Source organism: Shinella sp. R2-11 (assembly GCF_055330205.1).
In genome coordinates this window covers 633607-650886 of sequence record NZ_JBVAPC010000003.1, presented here as the reverse complement: position 1 = coordinate 650886, position 17280 = coordinate 633607, and the positions used below count along the sequence as shown (strand labels likewise).

Genomic DNA, 17280 nt, shown 5'->3' with positions numbered 1-17280 from the left:
AGAGAAACCGCGTTCTGTATAAAGGATTTTGGCTTGCAACCAAGCGGCGCAATCGGGGGAGTCATGAAAAGAATCACACGCAAGACGTCCAGTCCGCGCGCGAAGGACGCAGCGGACGTAAATCCTTCTGCTACCGGTGCCTATACATCCGAATTGCGCCAAAGCGGTTCGCGATGGCTCCTGACGGCCCAGGACGACGATTTGCATCCCCAGCTTCCCGCGCCGGGGCTCGTTCCCGCCGTCGAGAACGCGGTCGGCATCGTCAATTTCATAAACCGCGCACCGGGGCATATGGCGTCGCTGACGGAGATCCTGACGGCGCTTTCCATATCGAAGAGCCACTGTCACTCGATCCTCAAGACGCTGACCTATTTCGGCTGGTTGAAATTCGATCCGCGGACGAAGGCCTATCACCTCAATTCGGGGCTTCTGGCCAGTGCGTCCTCCCTGCTCGGCTCGCCCGTGCTCGACACGATCCGTCACGAACTGCAGCAACTCGTGCGGCGCACGGAAATTCCGGCCGTGCTCACGCAGCCGCAGGTCGACGACACGTTCATCGTTATCGACAAGTTCAACGGTGCGCAGTCGATGGAGGTCTCGTTTCCGATCGGCCATCATTTCCCGCGCGACGCGACGGCGAACATGCGCGCCTATCTCGCATGGCAGCCGGAAAGCGTCGTCGACCGCTGGATGAAGAACTGGCGGCCGGTGCGCTATACCTCCGCCACCCTCATGACCGAGGAGGACATGCGTGCGGAAATCGTTGCGACGCGAAAGCGTGGCTATGCGCGTAGCGTCGGGGAGCTCACGGAAGGCCTGATGGCGCTCGGCATGCCGATCTTCGACAGGCAGGGCGAGGTCATCTATATTTTCACCTGCTCCGGTTTGCTCTCGGCGCTGGCGCCTCGCGAGGAGCAATTGGCACGGGAGATCGTGCGAACGGCGATTTCGATCAACCGGGCGCTTCTCGCCCGCGTTCCGGGCGATTTCCCAACGGCCTGACCGAAAATTCCGAAGCGACGGGCGGCAATAGCCGCCCGTTGTCGTTTTACCGAATCCGCGTTGACAAACGTTCGGAGCATGCTACACCTTTTGTGCTCCATGAAGAACAATGTTCTGTATAAAGAACAATCACTCATTGAGGTGCAGGCTGAGGGGCCTAAACATCGTTATGGACAGAGGGAGAATGGCATGAAAACTTCGACATATCGGCGCATGCTGCTCAAGATGGCGGGGACCGTTGCGCTCGCTGCCGTCATCGGCCAGCCATTCGCGGCATCGGCACAGGAAAAGACGCTGAAAATCGGCCAGCTCGGCGTGATGAGCGGTGCGGAGGCCTCCTGGGGCCTCGTGAACAAATATGCCGCCCAGGCGACGGCGGCCATGTGGAACGAAAAGGGCGGCGTCGAGATCGGCGGCGAGAAATACAGGATCGAGATCGTCTCGGTCGACGATCGCAACGATCCCAAGCTCACCGTTTCCGGCGCCGAGCGCCTGATGGGCGAGGAGGGCATCCGCTACGTCATCGGGCCGAACACCGACGTCACCGCGACCAGCGTCCGTCCGATCGCCGAGAAGTACAATGCGATCTATTTCCCCTATGCCTCCAGCCGTTCGCTGTTCACCCAGCCGGCGGAAAACGCGGTCATGGGCATGGTGGCGAGCTATCAGGTCGCCCCGGCGATCCTTGAGCTCCTGAAGAACGAGCGCGGCGTCAAGAAGGTCGCCTTCGTCGCCCGCAACGACAGCGACGGGCTCAGCAACCGGGACGACGGTGTCGCCGCCGCCAAGAAGCTCGGTCTCGACGTGGTCGTGGCCGACGCCACGTATGAGCCGAACGTCACCGACTTCTTCCCGGTGATGTCCAATGTGGTCGACAAGGCGCCGGACCTCATCTTCCTGCCCGCGTCGGCGCCGTCGAACACGCCGCTTCTCATGCGCGCTGCCCGCGAGCTCGGCTATACCGGCCTATTCGCCAGCGATTCCGGCCAGGATATCAAGGTGATCAAGGAGATGGCCGGCGACTATGGCGATGGCCTCATCTCCATCGGTGGCGCTTCCGCGCCGGAAATCCGCAGCGCCTACATGGACGATTTCATCAAGCAATATACCAAGGTTGCCGGCGAGTGGAACGACGAGGCCGGTACCAAGGTCTATGCGCTCGAAGTCATCCTTGCCACGTTGCAGGCCGCGGGCCCGGCCGCGATCGAGGATGCCGGCCTTTTCAAGAAGGCCATTCCCGATTTCTCGATGCGCAATCCTTTCCTGAAGGAAGAGAGCGCGCTCGCCTATACGGGTGAGACCGACTACGGCCAGAAACGGCAGATCGGCGTTCCGCTGGTGCTGACCGAAACCAAGGGCGGCGAGTTCGTGACCGTCTCGATCGGCGCGGTGAAGTAGCAAAGGGCCGCATTGCCGGCCAATGGTGCAGTTGGCGCGAAGATCGTTCACGCCAACTGCCGGTCATCACCGCCATAAGACAATGACAGCGAGCGCGCCGGTGAAACGGCGACGCAATCGACGAGAGACGGCATGGAACAAGTCATCATCAATGGCGCGATCCTATCGGCCAACTATGCGCTGATTGCGCTCGGCCTCACGCTCATCTTCGGCATCATGAACGTGCTGAATTTCGCGCACGGACAGATGTTCATGATCGGCGGCCTCGTGGTCTACTGGGTCTGCGCGGTCTATGGAATGCCCTATGGGGTGGGACTGGCGGCCGCGGCCGTCAGCGTCGGCGTGATCGGCATGGCCATGGAGAAGGGGCTTTTCCAGCGGGTCATGGGGTCGGCGGGCCGCGAGGAAAATTCGATGCTGCTCGCCGTCGGCACGGCGTTCCTCCTGGAGAATGCCGCGCTCTATCTCTTCGGGGAAAAGCAGCGCGGCATTCCTCCGATGGTGCAGGGCGTCTACCGCATCGGCAGCGCCTTCCTGCCGGCAAACCGCCTCGTCGTCTTCGTGGTGTCGCTCCTGCTGATCGCGGCGGTCCTTTCCTTCGTCTACTACACCCGCACCGGCCGGGCGATGCGGGCATTGGCGCAGGACCGCACGGCCACCACGCTCATGGGTGTCGAGGTGGGGCGGATCAGCATGTTCGGCTTCGGCCTCGGTGCCGCCCTCGCGGCAACCGCCGGCGCGCTGCTCATCTCCGTTTCCGGCGTCAATGCGGGTATCGGCACGGCCATCTCCACCAAGGCCTTCATCATGATCATGATCGGCGGGGCCGGCGTGATCGGGGGAGCCCTGCTCGGGGCGATCGTCCTCGGCTTTGCGGAAGCCATCGGCTATGCGCTCTTTCCGGGCTCCGTCACCTATCTCATCATCTTCGTCGCCCTCATCGCCTTTCTTCTGGTGCGGCCGCAAGGGATCATGGGCAAGCCATGGGGTTGACCTCCTCGCTCCGCCGCACGCCTTCGCGCCCCCGAACCGAACCCGGCAAGGACGGATAACATGGCAAAATCAATTCCCGCAGTCTCGCTTCCGGGGTCCGGACGTCTCCTCGACGGCACGCGCGGCCTGCTGGCGATCGTGCTTCTCGCGGTCTTTCTCTATGCGGTCATTCCGCTGGTCTTTTCCGGGCGGGCCTACTGGTTCAACGTGATGACGAATGCCGCGTTGCTGTCGTTCGCGAGCCTCGGCGTCTGGATCACCTTCGCCATCGGCCGCGTCAATATCGGCCAGGGCGCTTTCGCGCTGCTCGGCGGGTACACCTCGGCGATCCTGTCGACGACCTATGGCCTCTCGTTCTGGCTGTGCCTGCCGATTTCGGCGCTGGCGGCCGGATTGGCCGGGTTCCTCATCGGCTGGCCGCTGCTGCGCCTGCGCGGCATCTATTTCGCCATGGTCACGCTCAGCCTGACGGAAGCGGTGCGCCTGCTGTTCCTCAACACGCTCGGCGCCAGCGGCGGCGGCATCCTCAATATCCCGCGTCCCGCCGGCCTTTCCACGCCGCTCGCCTTCTATCTCTTCGCCGCAACCTTGCTGCTCGCGGGATATCTGGCGGTCTGGCGGCTCGCCAACAGCCGGATCGGCTGGGTTTTTCGCTCCATGCGCGAGAACGAGGAACTGACCATGTCCATCGGCATCGACATCGCGCGTTACCGGGTGCTGGCCTTCGTGCTGTGCTCGGCGATGGGCGGCGTCGCCGGCGCCTGCTTCGCGGCCCTGCAGCAGAACATCTATCCGGCGACCTATACCGTCTCGGATTCCATCAACTTCATGCTCTACTGCTTCCTCGGCGGGCTGGACTACGCCCTCGGGCCCATCGTCGGCGCCTTCGGCCTCGTCATGGCCTTCGAGCTCCTGCGGTCGATCCAGGAATACCAGGCGTTGCTCTACGGCGTGCTGATGATCGTCGTCATGCTGTTCCTGCCGAACGGGCTGCTCAGCATCGGCACCCTCCTGCGCCGCGGAGCGAGGTGAACCCATGAGCTTCCTTGCCATCGAGAACCTGACCAAGCGCTTCGGCGGCCTGACGGCGGTCAACGACATCTCCTTCTCCGTCTCGCACGGGGAAATCCTGTCCGTCATCGGGCCGAACGGCGCGGGCAAGTCCACGCTGTTCAAGCTGATCGGCTCTTTCCTCAAGCCGAGCTCCGGGCGCGTCCTGCTGGACGGCGCGGTCGTCAGCGGCCGGCAGCCGCATCAGGTGGCGCAGGCCGGCATCGTGCGCACCTTCCAGGAAACCACCGTGTTCAAGGAGATGACGGCCCTTCAGAACGTCGTCGTCTCCCACCAGCTCGGCCTGAAGGCGACGCCCTTCGGCGCGTATTTCTCCACCGCGACGGCCCGCGCCGATGCCAGGACCGCCGCCGAGAGCGCGGCGGAAATCCTCGATTATCTGGGTCTTGGCCATGTGAAGGGGGAACTCGCCCGCAACCTGCCGCATGGGCACCTGCGCGCACTCGGCATCGCCATCGCGCTTGCCGCCAAGCCGCGCGTGCTGCTGCTCGACGAACCCTTCGCCGGCATGAACCCGGAGGAGACCGACCGGGCGGTGGAGATGGTCGAGGGCATCCGCAAGCGCGGCATCACGGTGCTGCTCGTCGAGCACGACATGCGCGCCGTCATGCGCATCAGCGACCGCATCGTCGTGGTGAGCTTCGGCTCGAAGATCGCGGAAGGCCTGCCGGCGGAAATCCGCGCCAATCCGGCGGTCATCGAGGCCTATCTCGGCCAGGACGACGAGACGATCGGGAGCTATTGAGGCATGACGGTGAGCAGCATGAAATATTTCGAGGCGCGCCGCATGACCGTGCGCTACGACCGGGTGCGGGCGATCTCGGATGTCAGCATCGGCTTCGATGCGGGGGAGGTCGTTTCCCTCATCGGCGCCAATGGCGCCGGCAAGAGCACCAGCCTCAGGGCGATCACCGGGCTCGTGAACCTTGCCGAAGGCGAGATCTGGTTCGACGGGCAGCGCATCGACAAGCTGCCGGCTGCCCGGCGCGTGGCGATGGGCATCGCCATGGTGCCGGAAGGCCGCCGCGTCTTCCCGCTGATGTCGATCCGCGACAATCTCCTGATGGGCGCCTATACGCGCCGCGACGGCGCGGTGAAGCGCGATCTCGACCGCATCCTCGACCGTTTCCCCCGGCTGCGCGAGCGCTTCCGGCAGCAGGCGGGCACGCTTTCGGGTGGCGAGCAGGAAATGCTGGTGATCGGCCGCGCGCTGATGTCGAAGCCGCGCCTTCTGCTTCTCGACGAACCCTCGCTGGGACTGGCGCCGCTCATCGTGCGCGACATCGCCCGTCTCGTCACGGAGATCAACCGGGAGGAGGGCACCAGCATCGTGCTGGTCGAGCAGAATTCGCGCATGGCGCTGCGCATCAGCCGATACGCCTATGTGCTCGAAACCGGGCGCATCGGTCTCGAAGGAGCCTCGCAGAGCCTCCTCGACGACGACAAGGTCAAGCAACTCTATCTCGGCGGTTGAGGCTCCGGGAAAGGAAAAGGAGAGGAATATGCCAGGAAAGATCATTCTCGCGGTGGGCCAGCTTGGACCCATCGCCCGCAGCGACAGCCGCGAACAGGTGGTGAAGCGGCTCGTCGACATGCTGGAGGAGGCCGCGGCCCGCAATTCGGATTTCATCGTCTTTCCCGAGCTGGCGCTGACCACCTTCTTCCCCCGCTGGTATTTCACCGACGAGGCGGAACTGGACGCGTTCTACGAGACGGAAATGCCGAGCCCGGTGACACGCCCGCTGTTCGAGGCCGCCGCGAAACACGGCGTCGGGTTCAATCTCGGCTTCGCGGAACTCGTGTCGGAAGGCGGCAGGAAGCATCGCTTCAACACGTCCATCGCCGTCGACAGGACCGGCAGGATCATCGGCAAGTACCGCAAGATCCACCTGCCGGGCCACAAGGACTATGAGGACTATCGCCCGTTCCAGCATCTGGAGAAGCGGTACTTCGAGACCGGCAATCTCGGATTCCCGGTCTATGAGGTCGATGGTTTCAAGATGGGCATGTTCATCTGCAACGACCGGCGCTGGCCGGAGACCTGGCGCGTGATGGGTCTCAAGGGCGCGGAGCTGATCTGCGGCGGCTACAACACGCCGCTGCACAATCCGCCGGTGCCGCAGCACGACCAGCTCAGCTCCTTCCACCATCTCCTGTCGATGCAGGCGGGCGCCTACCAGAACGGTGCGTGGACCGCCGGAGCGGGCAAGGTCGGGGTGGAGGAAGGCTGCATGCTGCTCGGCCATTCTTGCATCGTCGCGCCCACCGGGGAGCTTGCCGCGCTCACCAACACGCTGGAGGACGAGGTGATAACGGCCGCCGCCGATTTCGCCCGCTGCCGGGAAATCCGCGAGAACATCTTCAATTTCGAGCAGCATCGCGAGCCGCAGGAATACGGGTTGATCGCCGCCGTCTGAGCGGCGCGGCTGCGCACAATCATGATACCCGAGCCGCCTTCCTGTGGGAGGCGGAACGGGCAAGGCATGCCCGCCGGACATGCGGCGGGCGGAGGAGAAAGGAGGGAGACCATGCGCGCGATCCTGCTGGATCAGCCCGGCGAAGCCGCCGGCCTGCTGCGCGTCGCCGAGCTGCCCGCGCCTGTCGCGGGGCGGGGAGAACTCGTCGTCGCGGTCGCCTGCTGCGGCTGCAACTTCGCCGACACGATGATGCGGCGCGGTACCTATCCGCATCCGAAGCAATACCCGCTCGTTCCCGGTTTCGAGATTGCGGGCCGGGTGACGGCGGTCGGCGCGGGCGTCGATGGTTTTGCCGTCGGCGACCGGGTGGCGGGCTATGCCGAGTCGGGCGGCGGCTTTGCCGCGCTCTGCGCCGTTGCGGCGAACGGTGCCGTTCGCCTTCCCGATTCCGTTCCCTTCGAGACGGCAGCAGCCTTCCTCATCCAGGCGCAGACGGCCTGGCATCTGCTGCACACCGTCTCGGCGGTGCGGCCGGGCGAGGTCGTCCTGATCCACGCCATCGGCGGCGGTGTCGGGCTCTATCTCACCCAGCTCGCCGTGCAGGCCGGAGCCGTCGTTGTCGGTACCGTCGGCACGGCTGGCAAGGAAAGGCGGGCGCTCGATTATGGCGCAAGCCTCGTCGTCAACCGCGCGGAGGCCGATTTCGTGGAGGAGATCGGCCGCTTCCTGAACGGGCGCGGCGTCGACAGGATTTACGATTCCACCGGGGCCACGATCCTCGACCGCAGCTTTACGCTCCTGCGCCCGCTCGGCCAGATCGTCAGCTTCGGCGAGGCCGAGGGCCGCCCGCTCGCCAATCTCTGGGCGCGGCTGGTGGAGAAATCGGCGACCTTCACGCGCTTCCATCTCGGCCATCTCGATTTCTCTTCCGAGGCCTGGCGCGACGGGCTGCGCCTTACCCTTGCCGCCGTCGCGGACGGCACGCTTCGCGTGCCGCTCGAACGCGTCTTTTCCTTCGAACAGGCAGAGCAGATGTATGAATGCCTCGAATCCCGCACGGTGTCGGGAAAGCTCCTGCTTGCCGTCAACCCTACCGCAACCGATAGCCGGAGCTGATACCATGACCCATTACGATCTCGTCATTCGCGGAGGAACCGTCGCCACGGCGAGCGATTGCTTCCGGGCGGATATTGCGGTCACCGACGGCAGGATCGTCGCCATCGGCGAGAATCTCGGGCCCGCCGCCCGCGAGATCTCGGCGGAAGGCCGTCTCGTCCTGCCCGGCGGCGTCGATTCCCATTGCCATATCGAGGAGCCGCAGGTCGGCGAGGTGCGCAACGCGGAAACCTTCGCCTCCGCCACCTCCTCGGCGGCCGCGGGCGGCACGACGACGGTGATTTCCTTCTCGCAGCAGGTGAAGGGCAGCGGCATCACCGAGGCCCTGCGCGACTATCACGAGAAGGCGACCCGCGCGCTGATCGACTATTCCTTCCATCTCGTCGTGACCGATCCCACGGATGCGGTGCTGGAGGAACTGGTGCCGCTGATCGAGGAAGGGCACCGGTCGCTGAAGATATTCATGACCTACACCAATGTCGTGCTCGATGACGAGCAGACGCTGCGCGTGCTGGCGCTCGCCCGCAAGACGGGCGCTCTCGTCACGGTGCATGCCGAGAACCACGCTGCTATCATGTATCTCACGCGTGCCTTGGAAAAGGCCGGGCTCACCGCGCCGAAATACCACGCCTGGGCCAAGCCCATGCCGGTGGAACGGGAGGCCTGCCACCGCATCATCATGCTCTCCGAACTGCTGGATGTCCCGATCCAGATCTTCCACGTTTCCGGTGCGGAGGCGGCCGAGGAAATCCGCCGCGCGCAGAATCGCGGCCTCAAGGTCTTCGGCGAGACCTGCCCGCAATATCTGATGCTGACGGCGGCGGATCTCGACCGGCCGGATTTCGAGGGTGCGAAATTCCTGTGCAGCCCCGCGCCGCGCACGACGGCCGATCAGGAAGCCCTGTGGGACTATATCCGCACGGGCACGATCGGGGTCGTGTCGTCCGACCACGCGCCGAACCGCTTCGATGATCCGCACGGCAAGAAGGTCGGCGGGGTGGATGCGCCCTTCAGCGCCATTCCGAACGGGGTGCCGGGGCTGGCGACGCGCCTGCCGATCCTGTTTTCCGAAGGGGTCGTCAAGGGCCGTATCGACCTCAACACCTTCGTCGCGCTGACGGCGGCCAATCCGGCGAAGCTCTTCGGCCTGCATCCTAGAAAGGGCACCATCGCCGTTGGAGCCGATGCGGATATCGCGATCTGGGATCCCGAGCGCAAGGTGACGATCCGCAACGACATGCTGCATCACGGCGTCGACTACACGGTCTACGAGGGCGTCGAGGTGACGGGATGGCCGGTGATGACGCTCTCGCGCGGCGAAGTGGTCTATGATGACGGCGCGGTGGTCGGCAAGCCGGGTCACGGGCGCTTCCTTGCCCGCGGTCCCTATGACGCGATCAAGCCGCGCGGCAGGCATGTGACGCCTTTCGACCCGGTGACGGGCGAAGTGGAAACGGCCTGAGGCGGAAAGGACAGGACGATGAAGATCAAGGTGATCAATCCGAACACGACATTGACCATGACCGCCAAGATCGGCGAGGCGGCGGCCGCCGTCGCCTCGGCGGGAACCGAGGTCGTCGCCGTCAGCCCGACCATGGGGCCGGCCTCCATCGAGGGGCATTATGACGAGGCGGTCAGCGCGCTCGGCGTGCTCGACGAAGTGCGCAAGGGAAAGGCGGAAGGGTGCGACGGCTATCTCATCGCCTGCTTCGACGATCCCGGCCTGCAGGCTGCCCGCGAGATTGCCGACGGCCCGGTGGTCGGCATCGCCGAGGCAGCCATGCATATGGCCTCGTTCGTCTCGGAAGGCTTTTCGGTCGTCGCGACCGGGCACCGCAGCCGCATCATCCTCGAACATCTGGCGCGCTCCTACGGCATGGAGCACAAGTGCCGCAAGGTGCGCACCACGGAACTGGCAGTGCTCGATCTGGAGGTGGAGGGATCGGACGCGCGCAGCGTCATCCTGGAGGAATGCCGCCGGGCCATCGTCGAGGACCATTCCGACTGCATCGTGCTCGGTTGCGCCGGCATGGCCGACCTTGTCGATTACATTTCGAAGGAGCTCGGCGTGCCGGTCGTCGATGGTGTCGCAGCCGGCGTGAAGGTCCTCGAGGGGCTGATAGGCCTGCGCCTGTCAACGAGCCGTGCCTGCGGCTATGCCTATCCCAATCCCAAGACCTATTCCGGCGAGATGGCTCGCTTCCAGCCCTGATGCAAGGAATGTTCCCGTGACCGATACAAATACCGAAACGAGGCCGACGGTCTTTTCCGAGCTGCCGGATGTGCGCGTCGACGGCCGCACAAAGGGAATGCCGGGCAACCTGCCGGAGATGCCGCTGGCCGGGATCGGCCGTCAGGGCTGGAACCTTTTGCGGCGCGACATGCCCACCCCGCTCGCGGTGCTGGATCGCGCGGCGATCGAGCAGAACAGCCGCTGGATCGCGGCGGTGACGTCGCGTTACGGCGTGTCGCTCTGCCCGCATGGAAAAACGACCATGGCGCCGCAGCTTTTCCATAAGCAGCTTGGCGATGGCTGCTGGGGCATCACCCTGTCCACGCAGCACCAGGTGCAGGTCGCGCGTCATTACGGCGTGTCGCGGATTTTCCTCGCCAACCAGATTCTCGATCCGGGCTTCCTCGGCTATGTCGCGCAGGCGCAGATCGACGATCCGGATTTCGACTTCTATTTCCTCGTGGATTCGCCGGAGGGCGTGGAGCTTCTGGGAGAGGTCGCCGCCCGGCATCCCGGGCACCGGCCATTTCAGGTTCTGATCGAGCTCGGCTCGCCCTTCGCGCGCACCGGCTGCCGCACAGAGGCGGAAGCGCGCAGCATTGCCGAGCGACTGGCGGGCATGCGCCACGCGGCGATCCTCGCCGGTATCGAGGGCTTCGAGGGAAGCATTCGCGGCGCCGAGCGCGCTGAGATCGAGCGCCGGATCGGCGAGTTCCTTGCCTTCATGACGCGCACCGCCGAGGATTTCGCCGCAGCCGGCCTGTTCGGCGGCAGGGAGATCCTGTTGACGGCGGGCGGCTCGGCCTATTTCGATCTGGTCGCCAAGGCGCTGAGCCGGCCCGTCTTCGACCGGCCGTCGCGTGTGGTGCTGCGTAGCGGCTGCTACATCTCGCACGATGCCGGCATGTATGAGCGCGAGATCGCTCGGGCGCTTGAGCGCTCGCCGGAACTGGCGGCGCTGGATGCCCGCCCGCGCCAGGCGCTCACCGTCTGGGCGACGGTGCAGTCACGGCCGGAGCCGGGCCTTGCCTTCCTCAACGCTGGCCGCCGCGACGTCTCCTACGATGCGCATCTGCCCCGGCCATTGCGCCTTGCCTCCGGAACGGCGGCCCTGACCGTACAGGATCTGCCGGAGGGCTACGAGATCACCATGCTCAACGACCAGCATGCCTATCTCAAATGCCCAGAGGACAGCGCGCTTCGTCCCGGCGATCTGGTGGAACTGGGCATATCGCATCCCTGCACCACCTTCGACAAATGGGACGTGCTCTGCGTGCTCGACGAGCGCTTCCAGGTGGTCGAAGCGATCAAGACCTTTTTCTGAAGACGAGGATGGTAGAATGCCGACACAGCGTCTGGTGATCGAGAACGCCCCTGGACGGGCCGGGCCCTATTCCCATGCGGTGCTTGCCAACGGTTTCGTTTTCGTGTCGGGGCAGGGGCCGGTCGATCCGCAAACGGGCAGGATGCCGGACGATTTCAGCGGCCAGGTCCGCCGGGCGCTCCTCAACATGGAGACGATCCTGAAGGGGGCGGGGAGCAGCCTGTCCGAGGTGGTCAAGGTCAATGCCTATCTTGCCGACCTCGCCGATTTCGATCGCTTCAATGCGGTCTATTCGACCTTTTTCAAGGACGAACTTCCGGTCAGAACCACCATCGGCTGTGCTCTCAACGGCATCCTGTTCGAGGTGGACTGCATCGCCACGCTGGCAGAACGATAGGAAACGAAGATGCTGATATCGCAGGTTGGAAATGCCGATGGCTCGATCACCGTGGTCGTGCGCGAGGAGGGCGGCAGGGGCCGTGCGGTGAAGGGTGCGGAGAGCGTGCACGCGCTGGCGATGGAAGCGGCCAATGGCGGACAATCGCTGAAGGCCGTCATCGACGCGAAAGGCCTCGGCGAGGAAGTCGATCTCGAAGCGGCCTATGCCGAGGGCCGGCTGCTGCCGCCGATCACCCATCCCGATGCCGCGCACCTCCACCTGACCGGCACGGGCCTGACCCATCTCGGCTCGGCCGCCACGCGCGATTCCATGCACAAGAAGACGGCGGAAGCGGCCGAGGAGACGCTGACGGACTCGATGAAGATGTTCCGCATGGGCCTTGAAAACGGCAAGCCGAAGGCCGGCGAGAAGGGCGTGCAGCCCGAATGGTTCTACAAGGGCAACGGCACGCAGGCCATCGCCCCCGGCGCGGCGCTGACCTCGCCCTCCTTCGCGCTCGACGGCGGCGAGGAGCCGGAAATGGCCGGCATCTACGTCATCGCCGGGGACGGCTCGCCCTTCCGCATCGGCTTTGCCGTGTCGAACGAATTCTCCGACCATGTGACGGAGCGGATCAACTATCTCTATCTCGCCCATTCCAAGCTGCGGCAGGCGAGCTTCGGCCCGGAAATCCGCGTCGGCGCGGCGCCGGAGGATATCCGTGGCTTCTCGCGCATCCTGCGCGCCGGCAAGGTGCTGTGGGAAAAGCCGTTCGTGTCTGGCGAGGCGAACATGTCGCATAGCTTCGCCAATCTCGAATACCATCATTTCAAATATGGCCTGTTCCGTTCGCCGGGTGACGTGCATGTGCACATGTTCGGCACGGCGACGCTGTCCTTCGGCGACGGCATCCGCACGGAAGAGGGCGACGTGTTCGAGATCGGCGCGGAAGGCTTCGGTCTGCCGCTGCGCAATCCGCTGGCGGTCGCCGCGGAAGAAGATGTCGTCGTCCTTCAACTCTGATCTGGTCGAACCGGATACTTCATTTCCGTCACTTGAGTCGGGCCTTCCTCTCCGGGGTGGGCACGACGTTTTTGAGAAGCCATCGACGAGTGACGACGGCACGCGGATTGCGAATGGCGTCGTCGCGCGTGATGATAAAGAGCGAATTGGCTGTGCGGACGGCGTTGACGACCGGGCGAACCAATTCCCCCGCACTTAAAAAGTGCGGCGGTGATATTGCCGCATAGCGTGATCCCGAAGCCGTACCGGCGGCGTCGGTGGTATCAACGCGTTTCCCAGAAAATGCCTTTAACCTATAAGCCGGGTCCCGTTTCGGCATTTAATGAGATCGATCTCTTTTTCAATTGACAGCATGAAGTAACCTGTTATCTCTAAATGAGATCGATCTCATTTTCACGGAGGAGAGAAAAATGAGCCGCATCCGCCGCATGATGATTGCTGCCACCGTTTCCATGCTCGCCATCGGCGCGCATGCCGCAAATGCCGAGGACAAGCTGAAGGTCGCCTTCATTCCCGGTATCGCTTCCGACCCGTTCTTCCTGGCAATGGAGAAGGGCGCGCGGGCGGCGGCCGGCAAGCTCGGCGTCGAGCTCGTCTGGCAGGGCAGCGCCTCGGAATATTCGCCGCAATCCCAGATGCCGTTCGTCGATGCAGCGCTTGCCGACGATATCGATGCGCTGATCCTGGTGCCGACCGATCCGGACTCGCTCCAGCCGGCCGTCGTGCGGGCGGAGGCCGCAGGCATTCCGGTCATCACCGTCGACACGACCGTCACCGACCAGGCCTACCTGACCTCTCACATCACCGGCGACAATGTCGACGGAGGACGGCAGGCGGCCAGGACGCTGGCCGGGCAGATCGGCGGCGAGGGCAAGGTCTTCATCATGTCCGGCTCGCCGGGCGCGACGACCAACACCTTGCGCGAACAGGGCTTCCGCGAGGAGCTGGCGGCGAACTTCCCGAAGATCGAGATCGTCGGCCGTGAATATGCCAACAGCCAGCCGGCCACCGCGACATCCGCGGTCAACACGGTGCTTCTGAACCATCCCGATCTTGCCGGCATCTTCGCGATCGACGGCACGAGCGGCACGGGCACGATCGCCGCTTTGCGCAACAGCAATGCGGTCGGCAAGGTCAAGCTGGTCGGCTACGACGCCTACAAGGCGCAGGTCGATGCGCTGCAGGAAGGCGTCTTCACCGCGCTGGTCGCCCAGCAGCCGGCCAAGGAGGCGGAACTGGCCCTCGAATACGCCAAGGCGAAGGTCACGGGCGAGGGCGCCGACAAGATCGAGAAATCCGTGGTCATTCCGAACGTGGTCATGACCAGGGAGAATTTCGCGGAGACTGGCTCCTCCATGTATTCGGAGTGAGCCGGCGGCTCTCCCTTTCCCGCGCGGAGATCTACGATAATGGAAATGCAAGGCAAGTTGGCCCGCCTGAAGGCGTCCGGCCTCAGGCAGGATGTCGTCCTGTTGCTGCTGTTCTGCGTGATGGTGCTGGCGTTCTCGCTCGCCAATCCCCGGTTCTTCTCGGTCCGGGCCATGGCGAACATCCTTCAGGACTTCTCGCCCGTCGTCCTGATGGCGATCGGCCAGACCTTCGTCATCGCCTCCAGGGGCATCGATCTCTCCGTGGGCTCCGTTCTCGGGCTGGCGGGCGTCTCCATGGCGCTCGTCATCCGCGCGGCGAACGAGGCCGGGATCGATCCGTGGCTGGCGATTACGCTCGGCCTTCTGGCGGCGGTCGGCGTCGGCGTCGTGGTCGGCCTGATCAACGGGTTTCTGATCACCTATTGCCGGCTCGTGCCTTTCGTCGCGACGCTGGCGACCATGGGCGCGGCCGCCGGCATGAGCCTCGTGCTGACCGGCGGCACGCAGATCGCCGGCGCGCCGAAGGAGGTCATCCTGCTCGGCAACGCTACCTATTTCGGCGCGCTGACCGTGCCCGTCATCGCCGTGTTCGTCATCATCGCCGTTTCCTGGGCCTTCATGTCCCGGGCGCGGTTCGGCCGCTGGACCTATGCGATCGGCTCCAATCCCTTCGCGGCGCGCGGCGCGGGCATCGATGTCGAGCGACACCTCATCAAGCTCTACCTGCTGTCCGGCGTCCTTGCGGCCCTTGCCGGAGCGTTCGTCTATTTCCGGCTCGGCTCCGGCTCGCCGCTCTCCGGGCGCGGCGGCGAACTGAACGCCATCGCCGCGACGGTCATCGGCGGCGTCAGCCTGCTCGGCGGCACGGGCAAGCTGTCGGGCGTCGTGGTCGGCGCGCTCATCACGACGGCGGTGCTGAGCGGCCTCATCCTGATCGGCGTCCAGCCCAACTGGCAGCAGATCGTCGTGGCGGCGCTTATCGCGCTTGCCGTCGGCATCCAGGGACTTGGCGCAAAGGGAGGCCGCTGATGGAAAATGCTTCCGTTCTTTACGAGGTCCGTGGCGTGGGCAAGCGCTATGGCGGTGTCGTGGCGCTCGACGATGTCGACTTCGCCCTGCGCGCCGGAGAAGTGGTCGGCCTCGTCGGCGACAATGGCGCGGGCAAGTCGACGCTGGTCAAGGTGCTCTCCGGGGCGCACGAGCCGGACAGCGGCGAGATCTATCTCGACGGCGTGCGCCGGGTCTGGAAATCCCCGCATGATGCGCTGGAAGCCGGCGTCGAGACGCTCTACCAGGATTCGGGCGTCGCGCCGGACCTGACGGTGGCGGCCAATGTCTTCCTCGGCCGCGAGATCGTGCGCAAGGGCCTTCTCGGCAAGCTCGGCTTTCTCGACGAGAAGGCCATGCGGCGCCAGGCCCATGCCGGGCTCGAGCAGGTCGGCATCGCCGTGCCGGCCAGCGATCGCCCGGTGGCGCGCCTTTCCGGCGGCCAGCGCCAGGCCGTCGCCATCGGCCGGGCCGTGGCCTGGGCGAACAAGGTGATCCTTCTGGACGAGCCCACCAACCATCTCGGCGCGCGCCAGGCGGGGGAGGTGCTGGAGATCATCCGCAATGCCCGCGCCAAGGGCTTCGGCGTCATCTTCATCTCCCACACGCTGCCGCATGTTCTAGAGGTGACGGATCGCATCGTCGTCCTGCGCCTCGGCCGGGTGGTCGCAGACGCGCCGTCCTCGGCATTCACACCCGACAGCCTCTTGAAGGCGATCACCGGCCTCGGTCAACCTGAAGGAAAATAGCCCCATGCTGCTGCAAGTCGCGCTCGACAAGCCCGAGCATCTTGGAATCCTGCCCGCTCTCACCGGCCTTGCCGATATCATCGAAGTGGGAACCCCGCTTCTCAAGCGGTTCGGCGTCGCCGCCATCACGACGGTGCGCGAGATCTGCCCCGACGTGCCCGTCCTCGCCGATACGAAGACGGTTGATGGCGGCGCGCTCGAAGCCAACATGGTGTTCGGCGCGGGCGCCTCCTTCATGACCGTGCTGTCCTGCGCCTCCAGGGCGACGCACGAGACGGTCGGCAAATGCGCCGTCGCCTTCGGCGCTTCCGTCATCGTCGACACGATCACGGAATCCGGCAAGCCGCTCCTGCTGCCGCAGGACTTCGCCCTGCCGGAGGGCTTTGCCTATGTCGCGGTGCATTCGCCGACGGATGCGCGCCTCGCCGGCGACAATTCGACCGGCCACATCGACGCCGTCGCCGCCATGCATGCGCGCGGCTTCCGCGTGTCGCTCGCCGGCGGCATCGGCCCGGCGACGCTGGATTCGGTCATCGCCGTCAAACCCGAGATTCTCGTCGTCGGCAGCGCCATCACGGAATCGGAAACCCCAGGAAAGGTAGCATCATGGATCAAGGAACGGCTCCCGGAACAAGGCCTTGGCTGGCCGTGGGACAAGAAATAGGCGAGCTGCTGGAGCGCATCGATCCGCAGGCCTTCGCCGCCGTCGTGGAGGCTTTCCGCGATGGCGACCGCCGGTGGTTCTTCTCCGGGCAGGGACGCTCGGGGCTTGCGGCCCAGATGTCGGCGATGCGCTTCATGCATCTCGGCAGGTCCGTGCATTTCGTCGGCGAGGTGACGGCGCCGTCCGTCCGCAAGGGCGATGGCCTTTTGATCATCTCCGGTTCCGGCGAGACGCCCGTCAGCCTCAGCTACGCGAAGATCGCCAGGGCCGAGGGCGCGAAGGTGATCACGCTGACGCACAAGCCGAAGGGCACGCTTGCCGGCATCGCCGACATCGTGCTGCCGGTTCCGGTGATCGAGACGAAGCAGTTCGGCGGCAGCCTGTTCGAGCAGACGTGCCTCCTTCTCCTCGATGCGGTCGTGCTGCAGCTTGCCTCCGGCATCGCCGATGCCCATGGCACGATGGCCTATCGGCACACCAACCTGCAGTGAGCC

General features: G+C 64.9%; 18 protein-coding genes. All 18 read left to right on the top strand.

The window, feature by feature from the left end:
• The first annotated feature begins 201 nt into the window (after positions 1–201).
• The 18 genes from ACZ1A1_RS11385 (at position 202) to ACZ1A1_RS11300 (ending at position 17277) form a co-directional block, all read left to right on the top strand.
• A complete protein-coding gene (locus ACZ1A1_RS11385; protein WP_313192441.1) occupies positions 202–1002 on the top strand; it encodes an IclR family transcriptional regulator in 801 nt (266 codons plus the stop codon).
• Positions 1003–1191: 189 nt separating this feature from the next.
• A complete protein-coding gene (locus tag ACZ1A1_RS11380; RefSeq protein ID WP_313192442.1) occupies positions 1192–2400 on the top strand; it encodes an ABC transporter substrate-binding protein in 1209 nt (402 codons plus the stop codon).
• A 132-nt stretch (positions 2401–2532) separates the two neighbouring features.
• Positions 2533–3393, top strand: a complete 861-nt coding sequence (locus ACZ1A1_RS11375) for a branched-chain amino acid ABC transporter permease (RefSeq protein ID WP_313192443.1) — start codon at positions 2533–2535, stop codon at positions 3391–3393.
• A 60-nt stretch (positions 3394–3453) separates the two neighbouring features.
• Entirely contained in the window at positions 3454–4425 is a 972-nt protein-coding gene (locus ACZ1A1_RS11370; RefSeq protein ID WP_463620026.1) for a branched-chain amino acid ABC transporter permease, read from the top strand.
• 4 nt (positions 4426–4429) lie between these two features.
• Entirely contained in the window at positions 4430–5209 is a 780-nt protein-coding gene (locus ACZ1A1_RS11365; RefSeq protein WP_463620025.1) for an ABC transporter ATP-binding protein, read from the top strand.
• A 3-nt stretch (positions 5210–5212) separates the two neighbouring features.
• Entirely contained in the window at positions 5213–5938 is a 726-nt protein-coding gene (locus ACZ1A1_RS11360; protein WP_463620024.1) for an ABC transporter ATP-binding protein, read from the top strand.
• A gap of 28 nt (positions 5939–5966) precedes the next feature.
• Positions 5967–6881, top strand: coding sequence for an N-carbamoyl-D-amino-acid hydrolase (locus ACZ1A1_RS11355; RefSeq protein ID WP_463620023.1), 915 nt, complete (start codon positions 5967–5969; stop codon positions 6879–6881).
• A 111-nt stretch (positions 6882–6992) separates the two neighbouring features.
• Positions 6993–7997 (top strand): quinone oxidoreductase family protein, encoded by a 1005-nt coding sequence (locus ACZ1A1_RS11350; RefSeq protein WP_463620022.1) that lies wholly within the window; start codon positions 6993–6995, stop codon positions 7995–7997.
• A gap of 4 nt (positions 7998–8001) precedes the next feature.
• On the top strand, positions 8002–9459 hold the full coding sequence (hydA, locus tag ACZ1A1_RS11345; RefSeq protein ID WP_313192449.1) for a dihydropyrimidinase: 1458 nt from the start codon (positions 8002–8004) through the stop codon (positions 9457–9459).
• Between the two features lie 18 nt (positions 9460–9477).
• Entirely contained in the window at positions 9478–10209 is a 732-nt protein-coding gene (locus tag ACZ1A1_RS11340) for an aspartate/glutamate racemase family protein (RefSeq protein WP_463620021.1), read from the top strand.
• A 16-nt stretch (positions 10210–10225) separates the two neighbouring features.
• Positions 10226–11554, top strand: a complete 1329-nt coding sequence (locus ACZ1A1_RS11335; RefSeq protein ID WP_463620020.1) for an amino acid deaminase — start codon at positions 10226–10228, stop codon at positions 11552–11554.
• A 16-nt stretch (positions 11555–11570) separates the two neighbouring features.
• Entirely contained in the window at positions 11571–11951 is a 381-nt protein-coding gene (locus tag ACZ1A1_RS11330) for a RidA family protein (protein WP_463620019.1), read from the top strand.
• 9 nt (positions 11952–11960) lie between these two features.
• Entirely contained in the window at positions 11961–12956 is a 996-nt protein-coding gene (gene araD1, locus ACZ1A1_RS11325) for an AraD1 family protein (protein WP_463620018.1), read from the top strand.
• A 410-nt stretch (positions 12957–13366) separates the two neighbouring features.
• The gene (locus tag ACZ1A1_RS11320) at positions 13367–14326 is read left to right on the top strand and encodes an ABC transporter substrate-binding protein (protein WP_463620017.1); all 960 of its coding nucleotides are present in this window, start codon (positions 13367–13369) and stop codon (positions 14324–14326) included.
• A 45-nt stretch (positions 14327–14371) separates the two neighbouring features.
• Complete coding sequence (locus ACZ1A1_RS11315; RefSeq protein ID WP_463620016.1) at positions 14372–15355, top strand: ABC transporter permease; 984 nt, start codon at positions 14372–14374, stop codon at positions 15353–15355.
• On the top strand, positions 15355–16122 hold the full coding sequence (locus ACZ1A1_RS11310; RefSeq protein ID WP_463620014.1) for an ATP-binding cassette domain-containing protein: 768 nt from the start codon (positions 15355–15357) through the stop codon (positions 16120–16122). The genes ACZ1A1_RS11315 and ACZ1A1_RS11310 overlap by 1 nt, the downstream gene beginning before the upstream one ends.
• Before the next feature lie 4 nt (positions 16123–16126).
• Positions 16127–16786 (top strand): orotidine 5'-phosphate decarboxylase / HUMPS family protein, encoded by a 660-nt coding sequence (locus ACZ1A1_RS11305; RefSeq protein ID WP_463620012.1) that lies wholly within the window; start codon positions 16127–16129, stop codon positions 16784–16786.
• A complete protein-coding gene (locus tag ACZ1A1_RS11300) occupies positions 16771–17277 on the top strand; it encodes an SIS domain-containing protein (RefSeq protein WP_463620010.1) in 507 nt (168 codons plus the stop codon). Before ACZ1A1_RS11305 ends, ACZ1A1_RS11300 begins: the two co-directional genes overlap by 16 nt.
• Positions 17278–17280 lie beyond the last annotated feature (3 nt).

Coding starts and splice junctions, on each gene's coding strand:
- ACZ1A1_RS11370 (WP_463620026.1), top strand. CDS start 3,454: ATGGCAAAATCAATTCCCGCAGTCTCGCTTCCGGGGTCCGGACGTCTC.
- ACZ1A1_RS11360 (WP_463620024.1), top strand. CDS start 5,213: ATGACGGTGAGCAGCATGAAATATTTCGAGGCGCGCCGCATGACCGTG.
- ACZ1A1_RS11315 (WP_463620016.1), top strand. CDS start 14,372: ATGCAAGGCAAGTTGGCCCGCCTGAAGGCGTCCGGCCTCAGGCAGGAT.
- araD1 (WP_463620018.1), top strand. CDS start 11,961: ATGCTGATATCGCAGGTTGGAAATGCCGATGGCTCGATCACCGTGGTC.
- ACZ1A1_RS11305 (WP_463620012.1), top strand. CDS start 16,127: ATGCTGCTGCAAGTCGCGCTCGACAAGCCCGAGCATCTTGGAATCCTG.
- ACZ1A1_RS11355 (WP_463620023.1), top strand. CDS start 5,967: ATGCCAGGAAAGATCATTCTCGCGGTGGGCCAGCTTGGACCCATCGCC.
- ACZ1A1_RS11350 (WP_463620022.1), top strand. CDS start 6,993: ATGCGCGCGATCCTGCTGGATCAGCCCGGCGAAGCCGCCGGCCTGCTG.
- ACZ1A1_RS11340 (WP_463620021.1), top strand. CDS start 9,478: ATGAAGATCAAGGTGATCAATCCGAACACGACATTGACCATGACCGCC.
- ACZ1A1_RS11365 (WP_463620025.1), top strand. CDS start 4,430: ATGAGCTTCCTTGCCATCGAGAACCTGACCAAGCGCTTCGGCGGCCTG.
- ACZ1A1_RS11380 (WP_313192442.1), top strand. CDS start 1,192: ATGAAAACTTCGACATATCGGCGCATGCTGCTCAAGATGGCGGGGACC.
- ACZ1A1_RS11330 (WP_463620019.1), top strand. CDS start 11,571: ATGCCGACACAGCGTCTGGTGATCGAGAACGCCCCTGGACGGGCCGGG.
- hydA (WP_313192449.1), top strand. CDS start 8,002: ATGACCCATTACGATCTCGTCATTCGCGGAGGAACCGTCGCCACGGCG.
- ACZ1A1_RS11310 (WP_463620014.1), top strand. CDS start 15,355: ATGGAAAATGCTTCCGTTCTTTACGAGGTCCGTGGCGTGGGCAAGCGC.
- ACZ1A1_RS11320 (WP_463620017.1), top strand. CDS start 13,367: ATGAGCCGCATCCGCCGCATGATGATTGCTGCCACCGTTTCCATGCTC.
- ACZ1A1_RS11375 (WP_313192443.1), top strand. CDS start 2,533: ATGGAACAAGTCATCATCAATGGCGCGATCCTATCGGCCAACTATGCG.